Raw genomic sequence first — 26133 nt, forward strand, 5'->3', positions numbered from 1 at the left:
CACCGGGGCGGGTTCGGCAGCACGCCGCTGGGGAGGCGGTGCGCCCCGAGCCCGTTCCGGCCCCGCACCCGCCGCCCTGGGGTGGCGTTTCCCCCACGACAAGGAGCCCGTCACATGTCCGTTCGCCGCACGGCCGCAGGAATCACCGCGCTGGGCTTCGCCCCGCTCGCCCTCACCCTGGTGACGGCCCCTCCCGCCGCCGCGCACGGTTCCATGACGGGCCCCGTCAGCCGCGTCTCCACCTGCTTCGCCGAGGGGCCCGAGAGTCCGCAGTCGGCGGCGTGCAAGGCGGCGGTCGCCGCGAGCGGGACGCAGGCGTTCTACGACTGGAACGAGGTCAACATCCCGAACGCGGCGGGCAAGCACCGCGAGCTCATCCCGGACGGGAAACTGTGCAGCGCGGGCCGGGACAAGTACAAGGGGCTGGACCTGCCCCGTACGGACTGGCCGGCCACGGCGATGAAGCCGGGCGCGCACACCTTCCGGTACAAGGCAACGGCACCCCACAGGGGCGGCTTCGAGCTGTACATCACCAAGGACGGCTACGACCCGTCCGAGCCGCTCGAGTGGTCCGACCTGGAGCCGGAGCCCTTCGCCGAGGCGACCGACCCGGCCCTGAAGGACGGCAGCTACGTCATCGACGGCTCCGTACCGAAGAAGGAAGGGCGCCATCTGATCTACAGCATCTGGCAGCGCTCGGACAGCCCGGAGGCGTTCTACACCTGCTCGGACGTGACCTTCGGCGGAGGGGACGGTGTCGGCGCCGGGAAGGCGGCGGAGGCGCCCGACGAGCGGCAGATCGCGGCGGGTGCGGACAAGTCGACCGTGGACCACGGCGGGCACGGCGGCGGGGACGGCGGTTCCGGGCACGGCACCGAAGGCGCCGCCGGGCACGGGGACGGCTCCGCCGCTCCCGGCTCCGGGCCGGGCGGCGAGGGGCCGGCTCCGCAGGGCGGGGCCGCGCCGCGCGGCACGGCCGAGAAGGCGGACCTGGCCGAGACCGGTGGCGACAGCAGTACGGTCCCGCTCGCCGTGGGCGGCGCCGCTGTTCTCGCGGCGGGGGCCGGGGTGCTGGTCGCCGCCGCCCGCCGCAGGGCGGCCTCCTCGGCCCCGCCGCGCGGCTGACCGCGCCGATCGCAGGGTCCGGCGCCGTCTCCCCCCTCGCAGCGGGTCGGGCGGCGCCGTACGCTCGTTCCCGGTACCGGGGTTGAGGGAGCGGAGCAGTCATGACGGCACGTGAGGCGGAAGCGGTCGGCGCGGCGGACGGGATGGTGGAGGTCACCACCGAGGAGGAGTTGCGGGCCCTGGTGGGGCAGCCGACCTCGCACGCGGCGCACAAGACCCGCACCGCGCTGCATCCCCTGGACCGCGCGTGGCTGGCCCGCTCGCCGTTCTGCCTGGTGGCCACCTCGGCGGCGGACGGGAGCTGCGACGTCTCCCCCAAGGGCGATCCGCCGGGGTTCACCAAGGTGCTGGACGACCGGACGATCGCCCTGCCCGAGCGCCCGGGCAACAGGCGGGTGGACGGGCTGCGCAACATCCTGTCCAACCCGCACGTCGGCCTGATCCACTTCGTGCCCGGGCGCGGTGACACGCTCCGGATCAACGGCCGGGCGCGGATCGTGCGGGAGGCGCCGTTCCTGGACGGGATGGTGGCGCGGGGGCACCGTCCCGCGCTGGCGCTGGTGGTGGAGATCGACGAGGTCTTCCACCATTGCTCCAAGGCGTTCCTGCGCTCCGGCACCTGGGATCCGGAGACCTGGCAGCCGGACGCGCTGCCGAACCGCGCCCGGCTGGCCAAGGCCCTCGACCGGACCGAGGACTCCCTGGAGTTCCTGGAGGAGTACTACGGTCCGCGGTACGCCGAGAAGATTCACACCGAGGGGTGAGCCCCGGCTCCGGTCCGCCCCGGGAGAGGGCGGATCCGCCTCAGGAGAAGCAGGTGGTGCGGGTGGCGTGCGCCGGGTCGAGCGCGTTCGCCGTCTCGTGCCAGGCGGCCCGGTCGACGAGCGCGATGGCCAGGTGCTCGGAGATGTCGATCGGGCACAGGTCCTGGAGCTTCACGTTCTTGACGTCCGGCCCGTCGAGGAACTGCGTCCGGTAGGGCGTGACGACCTCGTCGTACCTGGTGGCGATCACGGTGTAGGCGACGCCGGGCACCGTGTCACCGCCCGCGTTGAGCTTCTCGAGGAAGGCGGAGCCCTTCTTCTGCTGGAGCAGCGCCGGGCCGATCTCGTCGACCACGTCGCCGACGGGCGGGAACTGGTCGGCGAGCGCGGCCAGACCGCTGAGGGTGGTGCCGTGGTTGCTGGGGGCGATGCCGACGAGGGCGTTCACCTTCGGGGCACCGCCGAGGAACTTGAGGTAGTACCGGGGCATCATGCCGCCCTGCGAGTGGCCGACGATGTCGACCTGGCCGGTGCCGGTGGAGTCGAGCACCTTGTCGACGTAGGCGGAGAGCTGCCCGGCGGAGTCCTCGATGGGGCCGAGTCCGTGGAAGAAGGGCTTGCCCGGCAGTTGCCCGTAGTCCAGGGAGAAGACGCAGTAGCCGCGCCTGACCAGGTAGGGAGCGAGGCCCAGCCAGTTGTCCACGGAGTTGCCGAAGGTGCCGTGGACCAGTACGACGGCGCGGGGGTGTGCGGCGGACGGTTTACAGGAGTAGTCGTTCCAGCCGCTGGTGGTGCGTGCGCTCTCGGGCGCCGCACCGGCGGTGGCGGGCAGTGCCACGACCGCCGCGACGGCCAGGGCCAGCGCGGCGGCCGCCGACCTGCGGATGCGCGATCTGCGGAGGGGTTTGTCCGACGGCGGCGCCGGTGACGTCGACGACGCTGCCGGTGTTGACGGCTTCAGCTTCATGTCCGGCTCCTCGTGCTGTGAGGGATGGGGGGAGCGGAGCTGTTGAATCGCCGTCAACTTACGCGCGAGTAAGGTCACTGGCCAGTAGTCGCGCGCGACTTTGTTACCGAGAGGTTTCCGCCCCGTCCCGCACCCCGCCCCCGAGGACGGCCGAGCGGATCACCCGAGCTCTCCCTCGCGCACCCCGGAACCCCTTGCGCTCTATACGGGGTGGGGGTATACAGGACTTCGGCCCCACTGATACCCCAGGCGGGTATGAAAGAGTGGTGCGGAGAACACGTGCCCCGGCATCCCGCCGGGCACCGCCGAGGAGACGTGATGACCGCGACGCATGAGAGCACGGAGCGGACCGCGGGCGCCGGACGCCCCGCCGCGCAGACCGAGGTCGAGCTGACGATCGGCGGCATGACCTGCGCCTCCTGCGCCGCCCGCGTCGAGAAGAAGCTCAACCGGATGGACGGGGTCAGCGCCGGCGTCAACTACGCGACGGAGAAGGCCAAGGTCAGCATGGCCGGCGGCGTCCGGGTGGCCGATCTGATCGCCACCGTCGAGGCCACCGGCTACACGGCGGCCCCACCGGCGCCCCGGCGCCCGGAACCGGTGCCGGAGCACGGCGGCGAGGGCCCGCCCCCGGCGGACGGCGGCGGGGACGACGAGCTGCGCACCCTGCGTGAACGGGTGATCGGCTCGGCGGTCCTGGCGGTGCCGGTCATCGCGATGGCGATGATCCCCGCGCTCCAGTTCACCTACTGGCAGTGGCTCTCCCTCACACTCGCCGCGCCCGTCGTGGTCTGGGGCGCCTGGCCCTTCCACCGCGCCGCCTGGACCAACGCACGGCACGGCGCGGCCACCATGGACACCCTCGTCTCGCTGGGCACCTCGGCCGCGTTGCTCTGGTCGCTGTGGGCGCTGTTCTTCGGCACCGCGGGCATGCCGGGCATGACGCACCCCTTCGAGCTGTCGATCGGGCGCAGCGACGGCGCGGGGAACATCTATCTGGAGGCGGCCGCCGGTGTCACCGCCTTCATCCTCGCCGGGCGGTACTTCGAGGCCCGCTCCAAGCGGAAGGCGGGTGCGGCGCTCAGGGCGCTGCTGGAGCTGGGCGCCAAGGAGGTGACCGTCCTGCGGGACGGTCGCGAGCTACGGATCCGCACCGAGGAGCTGACCGTCGGCGACCGCTTCGTCGTCCGGCCCGGCGAGAAGATCGCGACGGACGGCACCGTCACCGAGGGCAGCTCAGCCGTGGACACCTCGATGCTCACCGGCGAGTCCGTACCCGTCGAGGTCGGTGTCGGGGACGGCGTCACCGGCGCGACGCTCAACGCGGGCGGACGGCTGGTGGTGGAGGCCACCCGCGTGGGCTCCGACACCCAGTTGGCCCGGATGGCCGCTTTGGTCGAGGACGCGCAGAACGGCAAGGCCGCGGCACAGCGGCTCGCGGACCGGATCTCGGCCGTCTTCGTCCCCGTGGTGATCGTGCTCGCGCTGGCCACCCTCGGCGGCTGGCTGGTGGCCGGCGCCGGAGCGACGGCCGCGTTCACCGCCGCCGTCGCCGTCCTGATCATCGCCTGCCCCTGCGCACTGGGGCTGGCCACCCCGACCGCGCTGATGGTCGGCACCGGACGCGGCGCCCAGCTCGGCATCCTGATCAAGGGCCCGGAGGTGCTGGAGACGACCCGCAGGGCGGACACCGTGGTGCTGGACAAGACCGGCACGGTGACGACCGGCGAGATGACGCTGCTGGCCGCGCACCTGGCGGAGGGGACCGCCCGGGAGGAGGCGCTGCGGCTGGCGGGCGCCCTGGAGAACGCCTCCGAGCACCCCGTCGCGCGGGCGGTGGCCAGGGGCGCCGAGCGGGAGCACGGCACGCTGCCGGTCCCCGAGGACTTCGCCAACGTCCCCGGTCTCGGTGTCCAGGGGGTCGTCGAGGGTCACGCGGTGCTGGTGGGACGCGAGAAGCTGCTGCGGGAGTGGGCGATGGAGCTGCCCCCCGCACTGACCGCGGCCGGGGAGGAGGCCGAGCGGGCCGGACGCACCGCGATCGCGGTCGCCTGGGACGGCGAGGCACGTGCCGTCCTGGAGGTCGCCGACGCGGTGAAGCCCACCAGTGCCGGAGCCGTTCGGCGACTGCGCGCGCTGGGACTGACCCCGGTGCTGCTGACCGGTGACAACCGGGCCGTGGCCGAGTCGGTGGCCGCCGAGGTCGGCATCCCGGCCGACGACGTGATCGCCGAGGTCATGCCCGAGGACAAGGTCGGCGTCGTCAAGCGGCTCCAGGACGAGGGGCGCTCGGTCGCCATGGTCGGGGACGGCGTCAACGACGCGGCGGCCCTCGCGCAAGCGGACCTGGGGCTGGCGATGGGCACCGGAACCGACGCGGCCATCGAGGCCGGGGACCTGACCCTGGTGCGGGGCGATCTGCGGTCGGCCGCCGACGCCATCCGGCTGTCCCGGCGCACCCTGGGCACCATCAAGGGCAATCTCTTCTGGGCCTTCGCCTACAACGTGGCCGCACTGCCGCTCGCCGCGGCCGGCCTGCTGAACCCGATGATCGCGGGCGCGGCGATGGCATTCTCGTCGGTGTTCGTGGTGGGCAACAGCCTGCGGCTGCGGAGGTTCCGCGCGGCGGAGTGAGTGTGCGGCGGCCTGCGGCGTCCCGGGAGGCCGGGGCGCCTCAGGCCGCTTTCGGCGGCTCCGACCCGGCCGGGCGCACCGCGGCCGCGCCGAAGCGGCGGCGGGCGCGGTCGGCCGCCGCCTCCGCGCGGCGGGCCTTCTCCTCGCGCACGTCGAACGAAAGCTGGTGGGAGGCGAGTTCGGCCGCCGTCAGCTCCTCGGCGCGGAGCGCGAGGCCCCGGACCCTGGCGCGCTGCAGGCCCAGCGCGTCGTGCAGCGCATAGGCGGCGGCGGTCAGCTTGGGGGTGTGCGCGGTGGGTTCGGGCAGTGAGCGGGTACGGGTGGTGGCGGTGCGGTCGGCATAGCGGACGGTGAGGGTGAGGGCCCGGGCCACCTGCCCCTCGGCACGCAGTCGGAACCCCAGCTCGTCGGCGAGGGTGAGCAGCGCGCCGCGGCGCCGGTCGGCGTCGAGTTCGTCCCGTTCGAAACGGTGCTCGGCGCCCGCGGAGCGCGGTGGTGCCGTGCGGGTGACGGGCGCGGGATCGATCCCCCGCGCCCGCTCGTGCAGCCGCCGCCCCGCCGCGGCGCCGAGGATCCGCTGGAGCGTGGCGGGCGGCGCGGCGGCGAGCCGGCCGACGCTGTCGAGGCCGTAGGCGCACAGCGCACGCGCCGTCGCGGGGCCGACCCCGGGCAGCGCGGCCACCGGTCTGCGGTCGAGGAAGCCGGCCGCGTCCTCGGGGCGCACCTCGCGCACCCGCCCCGGTTCCCCCGCCTGTGCGGCCATCCGTGCCAGCAGCGGATTGGCGGCGACCCCGACGGTGCAGTCGGTTCCGTACAGCGCGAGGGCGCGCAGCCGCACGAGCCGTGCCAGGTCGACGGCGTCCCGTCCGAAGTACCGCAGCGCACCCCGGACGTCGGCGAGCGCGGCGTCCGGGGGCAGGGCCTGGACGACGGGGGTGATGTCGGTGAGCAGGGCGAGGAGCGCGTCGTGACGTCCGGGCGCGGTGGCCCCGGTGCCGTCGAAGTGCACATAGAGCACGTGGGATCGCCGGGGTCCGGCGGGTGCCGGCGCCGGGCCGCTCATCCCGCGCTCCCCGGGCTGGAGTGCCACATCCTGCGGAGCGCCCTGGCCGACCCCGCCGTCTCGCCCGCGGGGCGGAGGTCCGCCCAGGGGTGCATCTCGTATCCGGGGGCGACCTGGAGGGTGCGGCCCGGACCGTCGGCGGGCTGCGGGCCGCCCTCCGGCGGCTCCGCCAGCCGGGCCGTGACCGCCTCCAGGCCGCCGGTGCGGCGCAGCTCGACCAGTTCGGCCAGGTCCCAGGCGGCGGAGCCGACGACGGTGAGGCTGCGCGGCCCGCGCCGCTGGACGACGCCGCGCACCAGCAGCAGCCAGGAGTGGAAGACGGTGTGGGCGCAGGCGGCGTGCGCGTCCTCGAAGAAGGCGAGGTCGGACAGGCCGGTGCCGTCGTCCAGGGTGGTGAAGATGACGCGCTTGCCGGAGGCGAGCGGCGGGGTCTGGGTGGCGGCCTTGGCCCCGGCGATCAGCACCGTCTCGCCGTGCCGTGCCGTGCGCAGGGTACGGGCCGACCGGGCGCCCAGCTCCCGCAGGAAGGCGACGTGGTCGGTCATCAGATGGCGGGAGGTGTCCATTCCCAGGACATCCAGTTCGGCGCCGAGGCGTTCGCCCTGGTCCAGGTCGGGCAGGTGGACCGGTTCGGCCTGCTGCGGGGCCCGGTCCGCGGGTCCGTCGCCCTCGCCCAGCGCGAGCTGCCCCTCGCGCGCTCCGGCGGCACGCTGGGTGCGGTGCAGTTCGGCGAGGTGCAGCAGCAGGTCGCGGCGGTTGCCGCCGGGGGCGAAGGCGTCCAGCGCGCCGACCTGGGCGAGGCGTTCGGCCACGGGCCGGGAGGGGCGGGCCCGGCGCCAGAAGTCCGCGAGCGAGTCGTAGGGCTGCCCGGCCTCGATACGGGCCGCGTCGGCCTCGCTGATGCCCTGCACCTCGCCGAGCGCGAGGCGCAGCCCCCACACCCCAGATTCGGACTCCAGTTCGATCCGATAGGAGGCGGCGGACCGGTTCACCTCCAGCGGCAGCACCGGAACCCCGCGCCGCCGGGCGTCCGCCAGCAGCAGCCGCTTGGGGTACATCCCCGGGTCGTGCTCCAGGATCCCGGCATAGAAGGCGGCCGGACGGTGCGCCTTGAGCCACGCGGACTGGTAGGTCGGCACGGCGAACGCCACGGCGTGCGCCTTGCAGAACCCGTAGGAGCCGAAGGACTCCACGATCTCCCAGGCGTGCGCGACCGTTCCGGCCGCGAAACCCCGGCGCGCCGCCGCGCGTTCGAACCAGAGCTTCGCGGCGGGGCGCTGCTCCTCGTCCTTGAGCACCCGCCGCACCTCGTCCGCCCGGCCGCGGTCGCAGCCGGTGAACCGCGAGAGGATGCGGATCACCTGCTCGTGGAAGACCGCCACGCCGTACGTCTCGGCCAGCGGCTCCGCCAGGTCGGGATGCGGATGGCGGATGCGGCGCCGCCCGTGCCGGGCCTCGACGAAGGGGTGGACCATGTCGGCGCCGACGGGTCCCGGACGGAAGAGGGAGATGTCCACGACCAGGTCGTGGAAGGTCTCCGGCTGGAGCCGGCCGATCAGCTCGCGCTGGCCCGGCGACTCGATCTGGAAGCAGCCCAGCGTCTCCGAGGAGCGGATCAGCTCGTAGGTGGCCCGGTCACCCTCCGGGACCGCGTCCAGGTCGATCCGCTCCCCCGCCGCCCGCTCCACCTCGGCGACCGCGTACGCCATCGCCGACTGGAGCCGCACGCCCAGCACGTCCAGCTTGAGCAGTCCGAGGTCCTCCACGTCGTCCTTGTCGAACTGCGCCATCGCGAAACCCTCGCCGCTGGTGGGCACGACGGGCGTACGGGCACGCAGCGACGCGTCCGAGAGCAGCAGCCCGCACGGGTGCATGGCCATCCCGCGGGGCAGCCCGTCCAGCGCCTCGACCAGCTCCCAGAAGCGCTCCCCGTGCCCGGCGGGCGCTCCCTCGGCCGCCTCCCGCCGCAGCTCCGCCAGCTCCGGCAGCTCGGCCAGCGCGGAGCGCGCGTCCCGCGCCCTGATGTGCGGAAACGCCTTGGCCAGCCGGTCGGTCTCGGCCGGGTCCAGCGCCAGCGCCGCGCCCACGTCGCGGATGGCGTGCCGCACCCGGTAGGTCTCGGGCATGGCGACGGCGGCCACCCGCTCCTCGCCGAAGCGTTCGAAGACCGCGCGGTAGACCTCCAGCCGCCGGGCCGACTCCACGTCGATGTCGATGTCCGGCAGCTCGGCCCGGCGCGGAGAGAGGAACCGCTCCATCAGCAGCCCGTGCTCGACCGGGTCGGCGTGCGCGATGCCCAGCAGATGGTTGACGAACGACCCGGCGCCCGAGCCGCGCGCGGCGACCCGGATGCCCCGCTCCCGCACGTCCTCGACGATGCGGGCGACGGTCAGGAAGTACGAGGAGTAGCCGAGCTTCTCGATGACGGCCAGCTCGTCCTCCAGCCGTCGCCAGCGGGCGGGCTGCCGGTCGTAGCGGCGGGCCACCATCGCGGCGGCGCAGCGGGAGCGCAGGACGCGCACGGCGGTGCGGCCGCCGGTGTCCGCCAGCCGGGACTCGGGGAAGTGGATCCGGCCCAGGCCCAGATCCTCCTCGGGGTCGACCCGGCAGGCCTGCGCGGTCTCCTCGGTGAGGGCGAGCAGACGGTGCGCGGTGTTGCGCCGGTATCCGGCGGCCTCGGCGATCCGCTCCGCGGCGGCGGCCATCTCCGCGGGCCCCTTCAGCCAGCGCTCACCGCTGTCGAGCCCCGCGCGCGGGTCGACGGGGACGAGGCGGCGGGCGGAGTCCAGTACGTCGGCGACGTTCACCTCGGCGGACGGAGCCGGATCGGCGTAGCGCACCGCGTTGGTCAGGACGGGGGTGACGCCCTCCTGCGCCGCCAGTCCCAGCGCTCCGGCGGCCTCGCGCAGCGGCCCGGCGGCGGAGACGGCCAGCCGGAGCGCGTCGCCGTGGATCTCGCGCCACCACCCCAGGAGCGCGGCCGCGCGGTCGGGGCGGCCCGCGGCGAGGGCGCGCCCGACGTCGGAACCGGCGCCCAGCAGCACCGTCACGGCGTCGCCGCGCAGCGCGGTCCGCGCAAGGAGCGGCGCGTCCTGCCCTGCGGCGTGCGCCTCGGTGATCATCCGGCACAGTTCGGCCCAGCCGCGGGCGCCGTCGCGGGCGAGGAAGACGGCGCGCCGGGCGGACTCGTCGATGAAGCGCCCGCCTCTGACCGGGGTGCGGCGCCGCTCTCCGCCCCGCACGTCCGGCTGGTCCGGTGGCGGCGGCCCGACCGCGAGATCGACCCCGTACAGCGGGCGCACCCCGGCGCGTGCGCACGCCTTCGTGAAGCGGACGGCCCCCGCGACGCCGTCCCGGTCGGTGAGGGCGACAGCGGCCATTCCCCGCTCGGCGGCCCGCTCGGCGAGCGTCTCGGGGTGCGAGGCACCGAAGCGCATGGAGAAGCCGGAGGCCACGTGCAGATGCGTGAACGCCGACATCGTCCGCACCACCTCCTGCCTCAGCACCCCCCTCTGTCCCGAGCAACCACAATAGACCAGCTATCGAATCTATATTCGAATAGCACACCACGCCGCCGGCCCCTCCGCCGCACGGGGGCGGCCACCGGGCCGGCGGCCCCCTCCCCGAGGGCCGGGGCGGGCTTCGGGAGCAGGCCGGGGCCGGCGGGCGAGGTCGAGCTGAAGTGACGAGGACGCCCTTGCCGGCCGCCGACAGCGCGGACAGCACCTGCGTACGCTGGCTACGGGGCCGACCGCAGGACTGCGCACGCCCCGCGCGTGAACCACCGAGGCGGGCGGCACCGCGGTGCCGGGCTGTGACCCAAATCAAAGTGCTGGCACCCCGTACCCGGCACCGTGCAGGGTAGGGGCACGCGGGACACGCACGAGACCAGCGCGGCGGGACGAACCCACGAGGCCGCGCGTTCAGCAGAAGGAGCCCCATGAAGGTCGGGATTGTCGGAGCCACCGGTCAGGTCGGCACAGTGATGCGCGAGATTCTGGCCGAGCGTGATTTCCCGGTCGACGAGCTGCGGCTGTTCGCCTCCGCGCGCTCCGCGGGCCGGACGCTGCCCTGGAAGGACGGCGAGGTGACCGTCGAGGACGCGGCCACGGCCGACTACGCCGGACTGGACATCGTCCTGTTCTCAGCGGGCGGTGCCACCTCCAAGGCGATCGCCGAGAAGGTCGCGGCCCAGGGCCCGGTCGTCATCGACAACTCCTCGGCCTGGCGGATGGACCCCGAGGTGCCGCTCGTCGTCTCCGAGGTGAACCCGGACGCGGCCCGGCAGCGCCCCAAGGGCATCATCGCCAACCCGAACTGCACCACCATGGCCGCGATGCCGGTACTGCGTCCGCTGCACGCGGAGGCGGAGCTGACCGCGCTGGTCGTCGCCACCTACCAGGCGGTCTCCGGCAGCGGCCTGGCGGGCGTCGCCGAACTGGACGGCCAGGCGCGCAAGGCGGTGGAGAACGACGCCACCCGGCTCACCTTCGACGGCGAGGCCGTGGACTTCCCCGAGCCGGACAAGTTCAAGCGGCCCATCGCCTTCAACGTGCTGCCACTGGCCGGCTCGATCGTCGACGACGGCCTGGCCGAGACCGACGAGGAGCAGAAGCTCCGCAACGAGAGCCGCAAGATCCTGGACATCCCCGCGCTGAAGGTCTCCGGCACCTGCGTGCGCGTCCCCGTCTTCACCGGTCACTCGCTGCAGGTCAACGCCCGCTTCGCAAACCCGCTCAGCCCCGAGCGGGCCGCCGAGCTGCTCGCCGCGGCGCCGGGCGTGGAGCTGTCCCCGATCCCCACCCCGCTCCAGGCCGCGGGCAAGGACACCAGCTACGTGGGCCGGATCCGCACCGACGAGACGGTCGAGCACGGCCTGTCGCTCTTCCTGTCCAACGACAACCTGCGCAAGGGCGCCGCACTCAACGCCGTGCAGATCGCCGAGCTGGTCGCCGCCGAACTGGGCTGACCACCTGGGCGTTCGGAACGGGCCGGCGAAGCGGCGGAAGCGGGTCGGCCGCCCGCGCGGGTGCAGACCGGGTCGCACCCTCGCCCTCCGGCGCACGGCACGCGGCACGGCAGCCGCACAGCAGTACGGAACCCCCCGGACCACGTCCGGGGGGTTCCGCTGTGGGGGGTCCGAGCCCCTTCCGGAGGGGCTCACCAGGATCCCGTGCGGGGGCCGGGCCCGCCGCCCGGCCGACCGGGGTCGGCCGGTCCCGCGGGGTCAGCCGATCTTGGCACCGAGCGCGTCGAGCGCGGCGGGCACCGGCTGGAAGTAGGTCTCGCCGCCCGAGGAGCAGTCACCGCTGCCGCCGGAAGTGAGACCCAGCGCCTTGTCGCCCGCGAAGAGCGAGCCGCCGCTGTCGCCCGGCTCGGCGCACACGTCGGTCTGGATCAGCCCGTCGACGGTGCCCTCCGGGTAGGAGACGGAGGCGTCCAGCGCCTTGACCGTGCCGTCGTGCACCTGGGTGGTGCTGCCGCTGCGGGTGACCTTCTGGCCCACCTCGGCCTCTCCGGCGCCGGAGATGGCCTGGGTGCTGCCGTCGTAGAGGTCGACCTCGCTCGGGTGGTCGGTGTCACCGGTGTAGGTGGCGATGCCGTAGTCGTTGCCCGGGAACTTGCCCTCCCCGCTCTCCGCGATGGGCTGGCCGCCCTGCGAGTCGGACCACGAGGAGATCGCGGTGGTGCAGTGGCCCGCGGTCAGGAAACCGGGCTTGCCGTCCGCGGTGGTGACATTGAAGCCGAGCGAGCAGCGGCCGCCGTCGCCCCAGATGGCGTCCCCACCGGCGATCTTGGTGGTGAACTTGCCTTCGGTGCGCTTCAGCTCGACCTTGCCGCCCTGGGCCTTGAGCTGCTTCTCGAGCTTGGCCAGCTCGGCGCCCTCGACCGTGCTGTCGGCGGTGACGACCACCTTGTTGGCCTTCACGTCGACGGCGCGGGCCGTGCCCGTCACATCGTTCTCGGTGAGCGTCTTCTTGGCCGAGGTGAGCTGGGAGAGGGTGTGCTCGACGACCCGGGCCCTGGCTCCGGCCGCCTCGACCTTCTCCTTGGCCGCGTCGTCGGTCACGTTGACGACGAGCTGCTTGGCCTTGGCGTCGTAGTAGGCTCCGCCGTCACCCTTGATGTCCGAGGTGAGCTTCGAGGCCAGCTTCGATGCCGAGCCGGAGGAGAGGGTCTTGACCGAGGGGGCCTCGGGCGCGGCGTTGGCGGTGGTGACCGTGAGCGCGCCGGCCGCGAGGGCCGCTGCGCCCGCGCCGGCCAGCAGTATCCGCCTCTTGGGTGCGCGTCGGTGGTTGGACAAGGTGATACCTCCAGTGGGGGGTTGGGACCCGCCCCGGAGCGGGGTGGTCCCGGAGGATGTACGGACACGGCCCTCTTACCCAAGAGAAAGTCGCGTCCATGCCAACTTGTGCGCCGAGTATTGCGATCACCCCGACCTCCGCACAAGGCCCAGATCACGTCAGCCGACCGGAAGTTCGGTTCGGTTGTCAAGATGCCGAACGTCCCTTCCTGTCCCTGACGTCCGGCGGAACGAACACGGCGGGCGACACCATGTGCTCATGAGGTAAGGCATGGACCTGTCCGGTATTCGTCGCCCCGGCGGCCCAATTGCGGCAGCACATCGAGGCACTTCGCCGCGCGTCCGCCCGCGTGCGGCGACGCGGCGCCCGTCGCGCGCACCAACACACCCGCGCACGCACGCACAAAGACGCCCCGCCGGAGGAAGGGCCCACCGCAGCTCGCATCCCGCCTCCACGCGAGAACGCTCCGCGGCCACGGCCCCGCCCGCACACACGGAAGTGCCCGTACACACACCCAGGGAGCGTGTACGGGCACAGGACCGAGCGGTGCTCGGCCGGCACGGGTGGCGCTGCGTCAGTAGACGTTCACGCCGTACGCGTTGAGCGCCTCGGTGACCGGCTGGAAGAAGGTCGTCCCACCACTGCTGCAGTTGCCGCTGCCGCCGGAGGTGAGGCCGAGTGCGGTGCTGCCCCGGTAGAGGGGGCCGCCGCTGTCGCCCGGCTCCGCGCACACGGTGGTGCGGATGAGGCCGTAGACGATGTCGCCGCCGCCGTAGTTGACCGTGGCGTTGAGCCCGGTCACCTGGCCGCTGTGGGTGCCGGTGGTGCTGCCGCGCCGGGTCACGGTCTGACCCACGGACGGCGTGCCGGCCCTGGTGATGTCCTGCCCGCCGACGGTACCGGGGTGCGAGATCGAGGTGTTGTCGTAGCGCACGATCCCGTAGTCGTTACCCGGGAAGCTGGAGCCGACGGTGGGCCCGATGCGGGTGGAGTGACTGGAGTTGGTGTACCAGTCGCCGCCGCCCTCGGTGCAGTGCCCGGCGGTCAGGAAGTAGTACGTGCTGCCGCTGCGGACGTTGAAGCCCAGCGAACAGCGGTAGGAACCCGAGTAGATGGCGTCCCCGCCCGAGAGGTACTTCTTGAACGTACCCTTGACGTGCTCGATCTCCACCGCGCCCGCGTTCTTCCCGGCACTGTGCCGGATCCGGGCGATGTCGGCGTCCGAGACGCGGCTGTCGACCGCGACGACGACCTTGTCGCTCTTCTTGTCGACGTGCCAGGCCGTGCCGGCGACATCCGCCGCACGTACGGCGTCGCTCGCCGAGCCGAGCTGGCTCGCGGTGAAGGTGTGGGGGGACGGAGCTTCCGCGACGGCCGTGGCGGGCGCGATCAGCGCCCCGGCCGCCACCATGCCCGACGCGACGGCGATCAGCCGGTTGCGTCTGCGTCCGGCCGTGCTGTCGTTGGCTTTTGTGCGTTTGGTCCTCACTTTTCCTCCCGATCAGGGAAACCAAGCGTGCTCCTGACAAACGCTGCATGGAGTATTCGCGGCGGCATTCCGGCCCCGCAAGGGCATCTTTCGGACTCCGTCGGTCCAGTTCGCCTGCCGTCCACACCGTTTGGCACCGGTAGGTGCGGGGGAGAAGAGGGTTCTGGCCTATCCCTGGCCAGCCCCTTGTCAATCTGGGCGCACGACCGGACCGTCGCTCACTCGGATGTCGTCGGGCGACCACCGGTCACGGCCGGAACGGGGCAATGCGGCACAACCCCGCGCCCCGTCACCAGCCCCCGGAACAACAACCTTGCTCGAGCGCCACCCGTTTGTGCACCAGAACCGTCACGAATGTCGTGCTGGACGGGTAACCGCTTGGCGCATCATCAGCATCATGGACGACCATAGGGGTTGCGGACCCGCGGCGGAGCGCTAGCAACGGTGGGACACCGCGCAGAGGAGAGGAGGCGTCCATGGGATCGGTGCGCAAGGCGAGTGCCTGGCTGGGCCTCGTCGACGACAGCGAGATGCGGTACTACGACTATGCCGACGGGGCGGACGGCCCGGCCGAGGGGCCGGAGACCGGGAACGCCGCACGCGAGCCGTGGGTCACCGACCCCAGAGTGCGCGTCACGGCCGAGACGGCGCAGGACCAGGGCACCAAGATCGCGACGGTCAGCCCGGACTGCTTCCGGGACGCCCGCGGCATCGGCGAGCTCTTCCGGGACGGGGTCCCGGTGATCGTCAACCTCACCGCCATGGACCCCGCGGACGCCAAGCGTGTGGTCGACTTCGCGGCCGGGCTGACCTTCGGCCTGCGCGGCTCCATCGAACGGGTCGCCAACCGCGTCTTCCTGCTGACGCCGCCCGACTACAGCGTCGTCACCAACGAGGACCGCCGCGACCAGGGCGGCTTCTTCAACCAGAGCTGAGCTGCGGAGGGGCCGGCGAACAGCCCCTCCGCAGCGCGGTGGACGCTGCTCAGCCCCGGAAGGCGTCGACGCCGGTCAGCGCCTTCCCCAGCACCAACTGGTGCATCTCCACCGTCCCCTCGTACGTGAGCACGGACTCCAGGTTGGTGCTGTGCCGCATCACGGGGTACTCCAGCGAGACACCGTTGGCACCCAGCACGGTCCGGGCGGTACGGCAGATCTCGATGGCCTCCCGGGTGTTGTTCAGCTTGCCCAGGCTGATCTGCTCCGGCCGCAGCCGTCCCGCGTCCATCCGCCGCCCCAGGTGGTGCGCGAGCAGCAGTCCCTTGTGCAGCTCGACCGCCATGTCGGCCAGCTTGGCCTGGGTGAGCTGGAAGCCGGCCAGCGGCTTGCCGAACTGCTCCCGTTCGGTGGCGTAGGCCAGCGCCGTCTCGAAGCACGCCCGCGCGGCGCCCATCGAACCCCACACGATCCCGTACCGGGCGTGGCTCAGGCAGCTCAGCGGGCCGCCCAGCCCGCGCGCCTCGGGCAGCATCGCCTCCGCCGGCAGCCGCACCTCGTCGAGGACGAGTTCGCTGGTGACCGAGGCACGCAGGGACCACTTGTGCTTGATCTCGGGCGCCGAGAAGCCCGGCGCGTCCGTCGGGACCACGAACCCGCGGACCCCCTCCTCGGTGCGGGCCCAGACCACGGCGACCCCGGCGACCGAGCCGTTGGTGATCCACATCTTGCGGCCGGTGAGCACCCAGTCCGCACCGTCGCGCCGGGCGTGGGTCCGCATTCCGCCGGGGTCGGAGCCGTGGTCGGGCTCGGTCAGCCCGAAGCAGCCGATCACCTCGCCCGCCGCCATCGGCGGCAGCCAGCGCTGCTTCTGCTCCTCGCTGCCGAACCGGTGGATGGCGTACATCGCCAGCGAGCCCTGGACCGAGACCAGGGAGCGGATACCGGAGTCGGCGGCCTCCAGCTCCAGGCAGGCCAGACCGTACTGCACGGCACTCGCGCCCGCACACCCGTAGCCGGTCAGGGACATGCCCAGGGCACCGAGCGAGCCGAGTTCCCGGGCGAGTTCCCGGATGCCGGGCAGTTCTCCCCGCTCGTACCAGTCGGCGACATGGGGCAGGATCCGGTCGGCGGCCCAGGCGCGCACGGTGTCGCGCACGGCGCGGTCCTCGTCGCCGAGCAGGTCGTCGATCCCCAGCGGATCGTGCGCGTCGAACGCGGGCAGCGGGCTCATGGGCGGCCTCCGGAAGGGGACGAGCACGGATACCGACCAGACGCTACGGCTGGGTAACGCCTCGCGACAAGGGGTTCTCGGCGCGCCCCGACCGGTCCTCGCGGGCCCGGGCCCGCCGCGGGGCGGCGGAGGCGGCACCTGCTCCGGTGCCGGACTCGGCATCGCCGGAGCCCTCCACGGGCGCGGTTGCCCCGGCGGTCTCCATCCGCCGGGGCAACCGCAGCGCCGCCAGCGCACCGAGCAGCAGCAGGCAGGCGCTGACCAGCAGGGTCACATGCAGCCCGGTGACGAACGAGGACCGCGCGGCGGACCGCAGCGCGGCACCCGAAGCGCCGCCGAGGTGTCCGGCGACCTCGTACGCCTCCCCGAGCGAGTGCGCCGCATCGGCACCGGTGCGGTCGGGGAGACCGAGGCGGTGGGCGGCGTCCCGCACCCCCGGCCCATAGGCGGCGTTCATCACACTGCCCAGCAGAGCGATGCCGATGCCGGCGCCGAGCTGGTAGGCGGTCTCACCGACGGCGGCCGCGCCGCCGGACCGGCCGGGCGGTGCCTCGCTGAGCATGGACTCGTAGCAGCCGAACAGGGTGGTCTCCAGGCCGAAGCCGAGCAGCACGAACCCGCCGACCAGCAGGCCCGGCCGATCGTGCTGGCCCACCCCGGTCAGGCACAGCACCGCGGCCGCGGTCACCAGGAAGCCGAGCGCGACCATCGCCCGCGGGCCCAGCAGCGCCAGCAGCCGGGAGCCCAGCAGCCCCGCCGCGATGGCGGCGACGGACAGCGGCAGCAGCCGCAGCCCGGTCTCCAGCGGGGAGAGCCCGAGGACGAGCTGCAGATACTGGGCCGCGATCAGCGCCAGTCCGACCAGCGCCAGCACGGTCAGCACGATGCAGCCCACGGAGGTGCCGAAGGCGGCCCGGGTGAGAGTGCCGAAGTCGATCAGCGGATGGGTGCGCCGCCGCTGACGGCGCACGAACAGCGCGATCAGCACCGCCCCGGCGAGCAGCGGCAGCCAGCACAGCGGGGTGAGCACCTCGCCGCCCCCCGCCTGCTTGACCCCGAGTATCACTCCGAAGAGGCCCAGAGCCGCCATCACAGCGCCCAGGACGTCCCAGGGGCCGTCGCTGCCGGTGGCCGACTCCGGCAGCAGCCACCGCCCCACCGGGAGGCTGGCGGCCATCAGCGGAATGTTGACCAGGAAGACCGCGCCCCACCAGAAGTGCTCCAGCAGCGCTCCCCCGACCAGCGGCCCGACCGCCGCGCCCACCGCGGCGACGGCGCTCCAGATGCCGACGGCCAGCGCCCGCTCCCGGCGGTCGGGGAAGACCTGGCGCAGTATCGATAGGGTGGCGGGCATGATCATGGCACCGCCCACTCCGAGCAGCCCCCGGGCGGCGATCAGCACATCCGGGGTGGGCGCGTACGCGGCGACGGCGGAGGCGGCGGCGAAGAGCGCGTAGCCGAACAGCAGCACCCGGCGGGTGCCGATCCGGTCGCCGAGGGTGCCGAAGAGGATCAGCAGCGAGGCGCACACCAGCGGATAGGTGTCCACGATCCACAGCAGCTCGATGGAGCCGGGGCGCAGGTCCTCGGAGACCGCGGGCACGGCGACGTGCAGCACGGTGGCGTCGACGGCCACCAGGAGCAGGCTCGTGCAGAGCACGACGAGCACGACCCACCGGTTCGCCTCCCGGTCGGACCGCGCTCCCGGTCCGCTGCCGGGGACGTCCGCCGCCTTCCGCGATATGGCCGTGGTCGTCCCGGACATGTACGCACCTCCTGTTGCTCTCGCACCCGCGGGACGGACCGTGGGGGGGTGGGGGACGGCTGCCCGGATCGCGGCTCTCGCACGCGGCCCGATCGGCGTCGGCGTCCGGCCCCGGTGAAGAGGGGCAAGTGCCGGTCAGCGTACGCGAACCGGCACGGGCGTCCAGTGCTCCCCCATCAAACGGAAGGAGCGCCCCCGGTGCAGCTGCCCGACGTGCGGCTGTGCATGACCGCGATTTTCCAGCAGTTTCCGGACACCGGTCGCATCCTTCCCGCCGGACCGCCCGCCGCACCGGGCGCCGGGAGCGTGGCCAATAATCGTCCGAATGACTGACCTCGCCGACCCGGGCACACCCGAGGTGCGTTCCGGGACCACCGGATACGGCAGCCGCCGACTCCTGCGCGGGCCCGCCGCCGCGCTGGCGGCCTACGCGGGCGTGCGCGTGCTGGGCCTGCTGGTGCTGGCGCTCTGGAGCGCGGAGCGGGGCACGAGTGCGCACACCTTGCTCACGGCGCGCTGGGACTCCCTGTGGTACACCCGGGTCGCCGACGGCCGGTACGGCTACCAGGTGCGGCTCCCGGACGGCGGCGTCCATTCCGACCTGGCCTTCTTCCCGCTGCTGCCGGCGCTGGAGCGCGGACTGGCCGAGCTCTCCCCGCTCACCGCGCCGGACGCGGGCATGCTGGTGAGCTGGCTCTCCTCGCTGGCGGCGGCCTGGGCGCTGTATCTGACGGGCGCGCGGCTGCACGGGCACCGTGCGGGAGTCTGCCTGGCGGTGCTGTGGGCGGCGCTGCCGGTCGGCGTGGTGCAGTCGATGGCCTACAGCGAGTCACTGTTCACCGCGCTGGCCGCCTGGGCGCTGTGGTCGGTGCTGCGGGGCCGGTGGGTGTGGGCGGGCGCCCTGACCGCGCTGGCGGGGCTGACCCGCCCGGTGGGGGCCGCGGTGGTGGCCGCGGTGTGGATCGCGGCGCTGCTGGAACTGTGGCGGGAGCGGCGCCGACCGGATGCGCGCATGGCGCTGGGGCTGCTGCTGGCACCCATGGGGTGGCTGGGGTACGTCGTCTGGGTGGGGTTCCGCACCGGAAGTGTGACCGGGTACCTGGACGTCCAGGAGCAGTGGGGCAACGGCTTCGACGGCAGCCTGGCGTTCGCGGGATTCGTCCGGGACACCTTCGGGGACACGCCGGCCGGCGGCCTGGGGCTGGTCGCGGGGGTGGCCCTGGTGCTCTGGCTGTGCGTGCAGTGCGTCCGGCGCCGGCAGCCCGCGGCGCTGCTGGTGTACACGGGGCTGGTGGTGGCTCTCGCGCTGGGCGCCAAAGGGTACTTCGGCTCCAAGCCCCGGTTGCTGCTGCCCGCCTACCCACTGTTGCTCCCGGTGGCGGTCGCGCTGGCGCGGTGGCGGCGCCCGGCCGCCGCGGTGGTGCTGTGCGGTCTGGCGGCCGTCTCGGCCTGCTACGGCGCCTGGTGGCTCAACGGCTCCGGACCGCCGTGAGGACCGACCAGGGCGCACAGGACTCCGAGAGGCGCAGGGGGCGTACGCAGGGGCGCGGGTCGCGCCGACGCGCGACAAAGGCAGGGTGCACCGACCGGTGAATGGTGCGAATTTCCGTCAACCCACGTGTGACGGAAGTCGCTTCACGGTCCCGTCCCGACAATGAATCGGGCCCGGAATCGTGGGGGATAAACAGTACCCGGGCCGTACGAGGCGCTTTTTGCACATCACATCGGCATCACGAACGGGCCGCCCTCGCCGGACCGGCTCTTCACGGCCGGTAATCTCGATTAGGTGCGTACCGACCGAATCTTCTCCCGGCTGGAGCAGGAGCCTCATCGCCCCCGCGGGCCCTTCCCGCGGATGAGCCCTGTCCGGCTGGGCCTGTTCAGCACCACGGTCGCCTTCTACCTGGCGATCGTGGTCGCCGTGCTGGGCACGACCTGGCTCGTGCAGCTCGACTGGCAGGTCATGCTCTTCCGCCCGTACAAGCAGTGGCCCGCCATCCACGGGTTCCTGGACGCCTTCGTGGTGCTGGGGCAGCGCGGTCCCACCGCGGTGCTGGTCGCGGCGTGGCTGGGCTGGCGCTCCTGGCGGCAGCGCACGCTGCGGCCGCTGCTGGCCCTGGGGTTCGCGCTGCTGCTGCTCAACGCGTCGGTCGGCGCGGTGAAGATCGGCCTCGGCCGCCTGGGCCCGCACTACGCCACCGAGATCGGCTCGGCCGAACTGTGGGCCGGCGGGGATATATTCCCTTCGGGACACACCGCCAACGCCGTGGTGACCTGGGGCATCCTCGCCTACCTGGCCACCACGCCGCGGGCCCGCAGATGGCTCTCCGTCGTCGCCGCCGTCTTCGCGCTCGGAGTGGGCGCGACCACCGTCTACCTCGGTACGCACTGGGTGAGCGACGTACTCCTCGGCTGGGCCGCCGGACTGCTGATCCTGCTGGGGTTGCCCTGGTGCGAACCCGCGATCGCGCGAGTCGAGGCCACCGTTCTGGCACTGCGTGAACGGTTCAGCACAGCGGGGTCACCCCAGCCGGGTGAGCCCTCGCCGGCCGCCTCGCCCGCCGCGCAGCCGTTGCCGGCCCGGCAACCGCTGGTCGGGGCCCGGCTCCCGGCACAGGACTCCGGGAACGGAACCCGTGCTGCACTGCCGCGCACGGCGGACGAGACGCGCTCGGCCGCCTCGTCCCGGTCGTGACCGCCGGTCGTCAGCCCGCCCAGCAGCGGACCACCCGCTCGCCCTCGACCGCCAGGTTCAGCCGCCCCACCACGTACTCCATGGTGATGATCGCGTCCGGTTCCAGTAGCCGCACGCTCGACCAGCCCCGCGCGCGGGCCCGCTGTTCGGCCTCCTGCGCGCCGAGACCCACATAGTCCTCGGGGGCGTCCTGCGGGGTGTCGTCGGGGGGTTGTGGTGCTGCGGATTCCGGTGCCATGGGACCACCGTATGCACCCGGCCGCGGCAGCCGGAAGTCCCGCCTTCGCAGCAGCGGCGTCACACTTGCGTCACAACGCTCCGTGCACGCTCCCCCGTTGCCCGCTTCACTCGTACGTGGTCTCCGCGCGTCTGCACGCCACGCAATTCGGCGAATTCCGCATTCGCTTTCCGATGCCCCGACCAGAGGCATTGCCGACTGTCCTACGAATTCCGGAACAGCGCGGGAAGCCCGAACTGAAACCATCGGAAGAACTGCTGAACAATGCGTTACCGCCGCTCTTCCTCCCGGTCGGCGGAGACCAGTGCGCGGGACAGCCGGTCGCGCAGCAGGACGAGCTGCTCCGCCAGGTCCGCGGGCCCGCGGACCTCGAAGTCGAAGTCGAGCAGGAGCAGATGGACGAGCAGCGTCTCCCGCGAGGCGGCGCCGGTCCGCAGCAGGCAACTGTGCTCGTCGACCGCCTCCAGGGTGCCGGCGGCCAGGGATATCCGCTCGGCCGCCACCGCCACGGGAGCGTGCAGCAGAACGGTGGCCTGCGCCGGGTAAACCCGCGTGGAGATGCCTTCGGCCACCCAGGCGGCCAGGTCCCCGGCGGGCGCCGGCCGGGGCTCGAACCGCGGTCCGTGCGGCGGAGTCAGGGTGATCCGGTCGACCCGGAACGTCCGCCAGTCGGCGCGCTCGGTGTCCCAACCCACCAGGTACCAGCGGCGGTGCGTGGTCACCAGCCGGTGCGGCTCCACCAGCCGGTGCGAAGGGACGCCCTCGTGCGACTCGTACCGGAAGCGCAGCCGCTCGTGGTCTCGGCAGGCGCGGGCCAGCTCGGCGAGCGCACCCGGCTCGACAGTGGGCCCGCCGTGCGGACCGGTCAACTGCACGGTGAACTCGTTCAGCGCCGCCACTCTCCGGCGCAGCCGGTCCGGGAGGACCTGCTCCAGCTTGGCGAGGGCCCGCTCCGAGGCATCCCTGACCCCCTCTACGGCGCCGCCCGCCGCGCCGCGCAGCCCCACCGCGACGGCGACCGCCTCGTCGTCCGCGAGCAGCAGCGGCGGCAGCCGGGCCCCGGCGCCGAGCCGGTAGCCGCCGGCGGTGCCGCTGACGGAGTGGACCGGATAGCCCAGCTCCCGCAGTCGGTCCACGTCCCGGCGGACGGTGCGGGGAGTGACACCGAGCCGTCGGGCGAGGTCACCGCCCGAGCGGTCGGGATGGGTCTGCAGCAGCGAAAGCAGCCGCAACAGCCGTGCCGAGGTGTCCAGCATGGAGTGATTCTGGCAGCACCCGCGAGCGAGGCGCGCCCGGCCCCGGACCGGACGGGTCCGGGGCCCGCTCCCGCTCGGTGGCGTGCGCCCGCGGTCCCCGGTTCACTCCACGCGGTCGATCCGCACGGCCAAGTCGTTGTTGAGCGTGTAGTACGGCTTCGCGGTGACCGCCGCGGCCTCGTCGGCGACCGGACCGGCCGCGGCCGGTTGTCCGGCGTCCCGGGTGACGGGCTGCGCGGGATAGGTGAAGATCCGCTTCTTGTCCGGGACATCGTCCAGGATCCGCGCGACCCGCACCGCCTCGGCCCCTTCGGCGGGGCGCAGCCACAGGTCCCACAGCCGGCCCCCGAGCAGCGCCGCGAACGGCAGTACGGCCGCGAACTCCCGCCGGTCGCCCTCCTTCCCGGCCGCGTCGGCGATCACCGGCTCGGCCGGCCCGCGCCGCGGCCATGCCTCCAGCCGCGCGGTGGCGGAGACCTCGGCGCCGTAGAGCCGGCCGCCTACTTCCAGGGCGCCGTCCCGCATCCGCAGCGCACCGGCCTCTGCGTGCGGCCAGCGCATCCAGGACCGGACGCTGAGGTTGCCGTGCTTGGTGGCGTAGGGGATGCGCACGCCCAGCCAGCCGCGGTTCTCGTGCGGAACCCGGTCCACCAGCGAGCGCAGGTCGTTGACGCCCGGGGAGAGTCTGCGCGGATCGCGTCCGGCGAGCGCGAGGAAGACGTTCCAGCGCCCTTCGGTCAGCCTGACCGTGCTGGGCAGCGCGGCGCGCAGCGTGCCGGGCTCCGCGTCCTGCACCGGGGTCAGCGGCAGCCGGACCTCTTCCGTCTCGCCCGAGACGTCCGGACGGCGGCGCAGCAGCAGTCCCGCCTCCTCGCTTCCGGTCCCGGCGTCGGTCCCGGCGAGCCTCAGGTCGAAGGTGAGGCCGCCCGCGCTGTCGGCGGTGCAGTCGGTCGCCGGGCCGCGCTGGGCGGGCTGTGGGGGCACGGGTTCTCCAGCGTCGTGGCGGTGCTCCTCCTCGGCGCCGAGGGGAAGAGGGGCGAGCGGGCCGTCGGCGACGGACGCCGCTCCTGTGGTGACGGTCCTGATCGTGCTGCCGCTCATGCTGTGTGTCCTCCCTGGAGCGCCGCTTGCCCGTTGGCCAGCGCGTCCTTGACGGCGTAGGCCCCGCTCAGCAGCGAGGCGCGGGTACGGTGCAGGCCCCGGCTGCCCTTGCCGACGAGGTCGTGGAGTATCGACTCGTAGCGGGCCCCGATGAGCGAGGGGTCGAAGCGCGCGGAGTCGTTGAGCGCGGCCCGGCCCATCCGGCGGCGCAGTTCGTCGTCGTTGATCAGGCCGAGGAGCGCTCCGGCGACGGCGTCCTCATCGCCCGTCGGCACGAGGCGTCCGTCGACGCCGGGCCGCACGATCTCGGCGGGCCCGTGCGGGCAGTCCGTGGCGACGACGGGCAGGCCGCAGCGCATGGCCTCGACGATGGTCATGCCGAAGGACTCCAGACTGGAGGTGACGGCCGCTATCGACCCCTTGGCCCACTCCGGCTCGATGGGGTGGATGGGCCCCATCAGGAAGACGTGGTTGTAGAGTCCGAGTTCGTCGATGAGGGCGCGCAGCCCGGGCCGCTCCCGTCCTCCCCCGTAGATCCGCAGCCGCCAGTCCGGCCGCTCGGCCACGACCCTGGCGAAGGCGCGCACCAGCAGGTCGTACCGCTTGGCCGGGGCGAGCCGGCCCGCCGCGACGACCCACTTGCTGGTGCCGTCGGCCGGTTCGACGGCCGGTGCGGGGACGCTGTTGGGGACCGCCTCCACCCGGACACCGGGCAGCCGCAGCAGGCGGCGGTAGTCGGTGGCGTCGGCCTCGGTGACGGTGGTCAGCGCGTCGAGGCGGGGATAGACGGTGCGCAGCACGCGTCTGAGGCTGCGGGAGTGGGTCGCGAGGGTGAGGTGCTCCTGCCCCAGTCTCGCGGGCCCGCGCCGGGTCTGGCGGGCGAGGTGCACATTGAGGCCCGGCCGGGTGCCGATGACGACGTCCGCCTCGGTGCTGCCCAGGTGGTCCCCGATGAGGCGGTCGGTCAGCTCGCTGTACATCGGGTACTTGCCGTCGGACTCCGGGAAGACCCGGGCGGGCCGGGTGTGTTCGGCGCCCAGGCTGTCCGGTGAGCGCACTCCGCGGGTGTCGACGAGATGACGCAGCCGCACCCCCGGCCCCGGGTCGAACACCGGCCGGTCCCGGGTCCGGAAGACCGAGACGACTTCGACGTCGTGGCGCTCGGCCAGGGAGCGGGCCAGGTTGTAGGTGGTACGGACGGTGCCCCCGATGGCATACCCGTTGTGGAGCAAGAAGGAAATGTGCATTTGTCCCGAGTCCCACGCATCCTCGCGGTCAGTCCCCCTCTGTCCGCCTGTCACCGAGCTAGACCGTTAAGTGCGGGGCAGGGTTGGGTGCGTTGAGCAGGTTGTTTCAGAAGAGTTCTGAATGGTTTTACTTTTGTGACCTGTTGTGGGGAACGAAATTCGTGCGCGGGACGTAGCCGCCCGGCACCGGAGCAGGCACGGCGGCCCCGCCAGGCACGCACCTGGCGGGGCCGCTCCGCTCCGGCCGCCGGGCGGCCGGGAGCGAGTGGTCAGACGTCGAGCTTCTGACCGACGAGGATGAGGTCGGGATCGCCCCCGATGACGTCCTTGTTCGCACGGTAGAGGTCCTTCCAGCCCTTGCCGTGCGCCGCGGCGATCGAGCCGAGGGTGTCACCGCTCTCGACCGTGTAGTTGCCGGATCCGCCGCGTGTGGCACTGCGGCCCGGATGGGTGGCGGGGCGGTCGTTCGACGGGGAGTCGGCGCGCGGCGCCGACTGCTGCCCGGAGCCCTGCTCGGACTGCGCCGGGCCGGTCGCCCGGGGTGGCGTGCCGGAGGCTCCGGCCTTGACCGAGCAGTTGGGCCAGGCGCCCCAACCCTGGGCCTGTTGCACCTTGGTGGCGACCGCGATCTGCGCGGCCTTGCCGGCCTTGTCGGCGGTGGGCGCGTAGGCGCCACCCCCGTAAGCCCGCCAGGTGCTTGCCGAGAACTGCAGGCCGCCGTAGTAGCCGTTGCCGGTGTTGGTCTGCCAGTTCCCTCCGCTCTCGCACTGGGCGATGCGGTCCCACACTCCGTCGTTCGACGCCGCCGAGGCCGTCGGAGCCGTGGCGGCGAGCAGGGCGAGCGGGGCGGCGAGACCGGCACCCGTGAGCACTGCTGTACGACGCTTGGACAATTCGAACCCTCTCCACGAACCCGGGAGACCCCGTTGCTCCCCCGTGCGGGCCGAGTAGTGGTGGGCGCGTCCGGCGCCCGCACTCGACTCCACCTGTCCCGGGTGGTGCTCGGTGCACCGCCGTGGAATGTAGGGAGCAACTCGCCCGAATTGCAACCAGAACATGGTCTTTGCAGGCCATGCGCCGGTTACCGGCGATAACAGCAGTTTCAGGACGCCCCCCGAACAGGTACATTCCGGTCAGTAGTCGACAGCCCGACCGGCCCGTTGTGAGTCAGCTCACCAGTCGAACTCCCGCGCACCCAACAGGTATTGACGGGGTGTGAACTCTTCTCCCGACTATGTGACCGGTTGCGTACGAACGGGGGACGCGCACCGGCACCCGCGCGTGACCGCGACCACAGATCTCCCGTTGTCCAGGC

20 protein-coding genes are annotated in these 26133 nt (G+C 73.1%); 8 read left to right on the plus strand and 12 right to left on the minus strand.

Features of this window, described 5'->3' with window-relative positions:
* Positions 1 to 114: 114 nt before the first annotated feature.
* Entirely contained in the window at positions 115 to 1125 is a 1011-nt protein-coding gene (locus P2424_RS04910; RefSeq protein WP_276474565.1) for a lytic polysaccharide monooxygenase, read from the plus strand.
* A gap of 101 nt (positions 1126 to 1226) precedes the next feature.
* A complete protein-coding gene (locus P2424_RS04915) occupies positions 1227 to 1889 on the plus strand; it encodes a pyridoxamine 5'-phosphate oxidase family protein (RefSeq protein ID WP_276474566.1) in 663 nt (220 codons plus the stop codon).
* Positions 1890 to 1929: 40 nt separating this feature from the next.
* Here P2424_RS04915 and P2424_RS04920 read toward each other — a convergent pair whose 3' ends face one another.
* On the minus strand, positions 1930 to 2856 hold the full coding sequence (locus P2424_RS04920) for an alpha/beta fold hydrolase (RefSeq protein WP_276474567.1): 927 nt from the start codon (positions 2854 to 2856) through the stop codon (positions 1930 to 1932).
* Positions 2857 to 3174: 318 nt separating this feature from the next.
* On the opposite strand from P2424_RS04920, the gene P2424_RS04925 reads away from it, so the two are divergent.
* Positions 3175 to 5490 (plus strand): heavy metal translocating P-type ATPase, encoded by a 2316-nt coding sequence (locus tag P2424_RS04925; RefSeq protein ID WP_276474568.1) that lies wholly within the window; start codon positions 3175 to 3177, stop codon positions 5488 to 5490.
* A gap of 40 nt (positions 5491 to 5530) precedes the next feature.
* Here P2424_RS04925 and P2424_RS04930 read toward each other — a convergent pair whose 3' ends face one another.
* The gene (locus P2424_RS04930; RefSeq protein ID WP_276474569.1) at positions 5531 to 6553 is read right to left on the minus strand and encodes a helix-hairpin-helix domain-containing protein; all 1023 of its coding nucleotides are present in this window, start codon (positions 6551 to 6553) and stop codon (positions 5531 to 5533) included.
* Positions 6550 to 10032 carry a DNA polymerase III subunit alpha gene (gene dnaE / locus P2424_RS04935; RefSeq protein WP_276474570.1) on the minus strand — a complete coding sequence of 1161 codons (3483 nt, stop codon included), beginning with the start codon at positions 10030 to 10032 and terminating at the stop codon, positions 6550 to 6552. Before dnaE ends, P2424_RS04930 begins: the two co-directional genes overlap by 4 nt.
* A gap of 461 nt (positions 10033 to 10493) precedes the next feature.
* Here dnaE and P2424_RS04940 point away from each other — a divergent pair, with 461 nt between their 5' ends.
* Positions 10494 to 11522: an aspartate-semialdehyde dehydrogenase gene (locus tag P2424_RS04940; RefSeq protein WP_276474571.1), complete on the plus strand. Its 1029-nt coding sequence runs from the start codon at positions 10494 to 10496 to the stop codon at positions 11520 to 11522.
* A gap of 258 nt (positions 11523 to 11780) precedes the next feature.
* Here the strand turns inward: P2424_RS04940 and P2424_RS04945 are convergent, their stop codons facing one another.
* Positions 11781 to 12857, minus strand: coding sequence for a S1 family peptidase (locus P2424_RS04945; protein WP_276474572.1), 1077 nt, complete (start codon positions 12855 to 12857; stop codon positions 11781 to 11783).
* A 575-nt stretch (positions 12858 to 13432) separates the two neighbouring features.
* On the minus strand, positions 13433 to 14347 hold the full coding sequence (locus P2424_RS04950; RefSeq protein WP_276474573.1) for a S1 family peptidase: 915 nt from the start codon (positions 14345 to 14347) through the stop codon (positions 13433 to 13435).
* 476 nt (positions 14348 to 14823) lie between these two features.
* On the opposite strand from P2424_RS04950, the gene sepF reads away from it, so the two are divergent.
* Positions 14824 to 15282: a cell division protein SepF gene (gene sepF, locus P2424_RS04955; RefSeq protein ID WP_019355337.1), complete on the plus strand. Its 459-nt coding sequence runs from the start codon at positions 14824 to 14826 to the stop codon at positions 15280 to 15282.
* 49 nt (positions 15283 to 15331) lie between these two features.
* Here the strand turns inward: sepF and P2424_RS04960 are convergent, their stop codons facing one another.
* Positions 15332 to 16516, minus strand: a complete 1185-nt coding sequence (locus P2424_RS04960) for an acyl-CoA dehydrogenase family protein (RefSeq protein WP_276474574.1) — start codon at positions 16514 to 16516, stop codon at positions 15332 to 15334.
* Positions 16517 to 16559: 43 nt separating this feature from the next.
* Positions 16560 to 18281, minus strand: coding sequence for an MFS transporter (locus P2424_RS04965; protein WP_276474575.1), 1722 nt, complete (start codon positions 18279 to 18281; stop codon positions 16560 to 16562).
* Positions 18282 to 18479: 198 nt separating this feature from the next.
* On the opposite strand from P2424_RS04965, the gene P2424_RS04970 reads away from it, so the two are divergent.
* The 3 genes from P2424_RS04970 (at position 18480) to P2424_RS04980 (ending at position 20976) form a co-directional block, all read left to right on the plus strand.
* Positions 18480 to 18614: a hypothetical protein gene (locus P2424_RS04970; protein ID WP_276474576.1), complete on the plus strand. Its 135-nt coding sequence runs from the start codon at positions 18480 to 18482 to the stop codon at positions 18612 to 18614.
* The gene (locus P2424_RS04975) at positions 18607 to 19773 is read left to right on the plus strand and encodes a glycosyltransferase family 39 protein (protein WP_276474577.1); all 1167 of its coding nucleotides are present in this window, start codon (positions 18607 to 18609) and stop codon (positions 19771 to 19773) included. Before P2424_RS04970 ends, P2424_RS04975 begins: the two co-directional genes overlap by 8 nt.
* Before the next feature lie 294 nt (positions 19774 to 20067).
* Positions 20068 to 20976 (plus strand): phosphatase PAP2 family protein, encoded by a 909-nt coding sequence (locus tag P2424_RS04980; RefSeq protein WP_276474578.1) that lies wholly within the window; start codon positions 20068 to 20070, stop codon positions 20974 to 20976.
* Positions 20977 to 20986: 10 nt separating this feature from the next.
* Here P2424_RS04980 and P2424_RS04985 read toward each other — a convergent pair whose 3' ends face one another.
* From P2424_RS04985 to P2424_RS05005, 5 genes are all read right to left on the minus strand, one after another.
* Entirely contained in the window at positions 20987 to 21214 is a 228-nt protein-coding gene (locus P2424_RS04985) for an I78 family peptidase inhibitor (protein ID WP_276474579.1), read from the minus strand.
* 269 nt (positions 21215 to 21483) lie between these two features.
* Positions 21484 to 22470 (minus strand): YafY family protein, encoded by a 987-nt coding sequence (locus P2424_RS04990; protein WP_276474580.1) that lies wholly within the window; start codon positions 22468 to 22470, stop codon positions 21484 to 21486.
* A gap of 102 nt (positions 22471 to 22572) precedes the next feature.
* Positions 22573 to 23571, minus strand: a complete 999-nt coding sequence (locus tag P2424_RS04995; RefSeq protein ID WP_276474581.1) for a hypothetical protein — start codon at positions 23569 to 23571, stop codon at positions 22573 to 22575.
* Entirely contained in the window at positions 23568 to 24818 is a 1251-nt protein-coding gene (locus P2424_RS05000; protein WP_276474582.1) for a glycosyltransferase family 4 protein, read from the minus strand. Before P2424_RS05000 ends, P2424_RS04995 begins: the two co-directional genes overlap by 4 nt.
* A 269-nt stretch (positions 24819 to 25087) precedes the next feature.
* Entirely contained in the window at positions 25088 to 25711 is a 624-nt protein-coding gene (locus P2424_RS05005) for a transglycosylase family protein (protein WP_276474583.1), read from the minus strand.
* Positions 25712 to 26133: the final 422 nt, after the last annotated feature.

Source organism: Streptomyces sp. WMMB303 (genome assembly GCF_029351045.1).
Classification (GTDB): domain Bacteria; phylum Actinomycetota; class Actinomycetes; order Streptomycetales; family Streptomycetaceae; genus Streptomyces.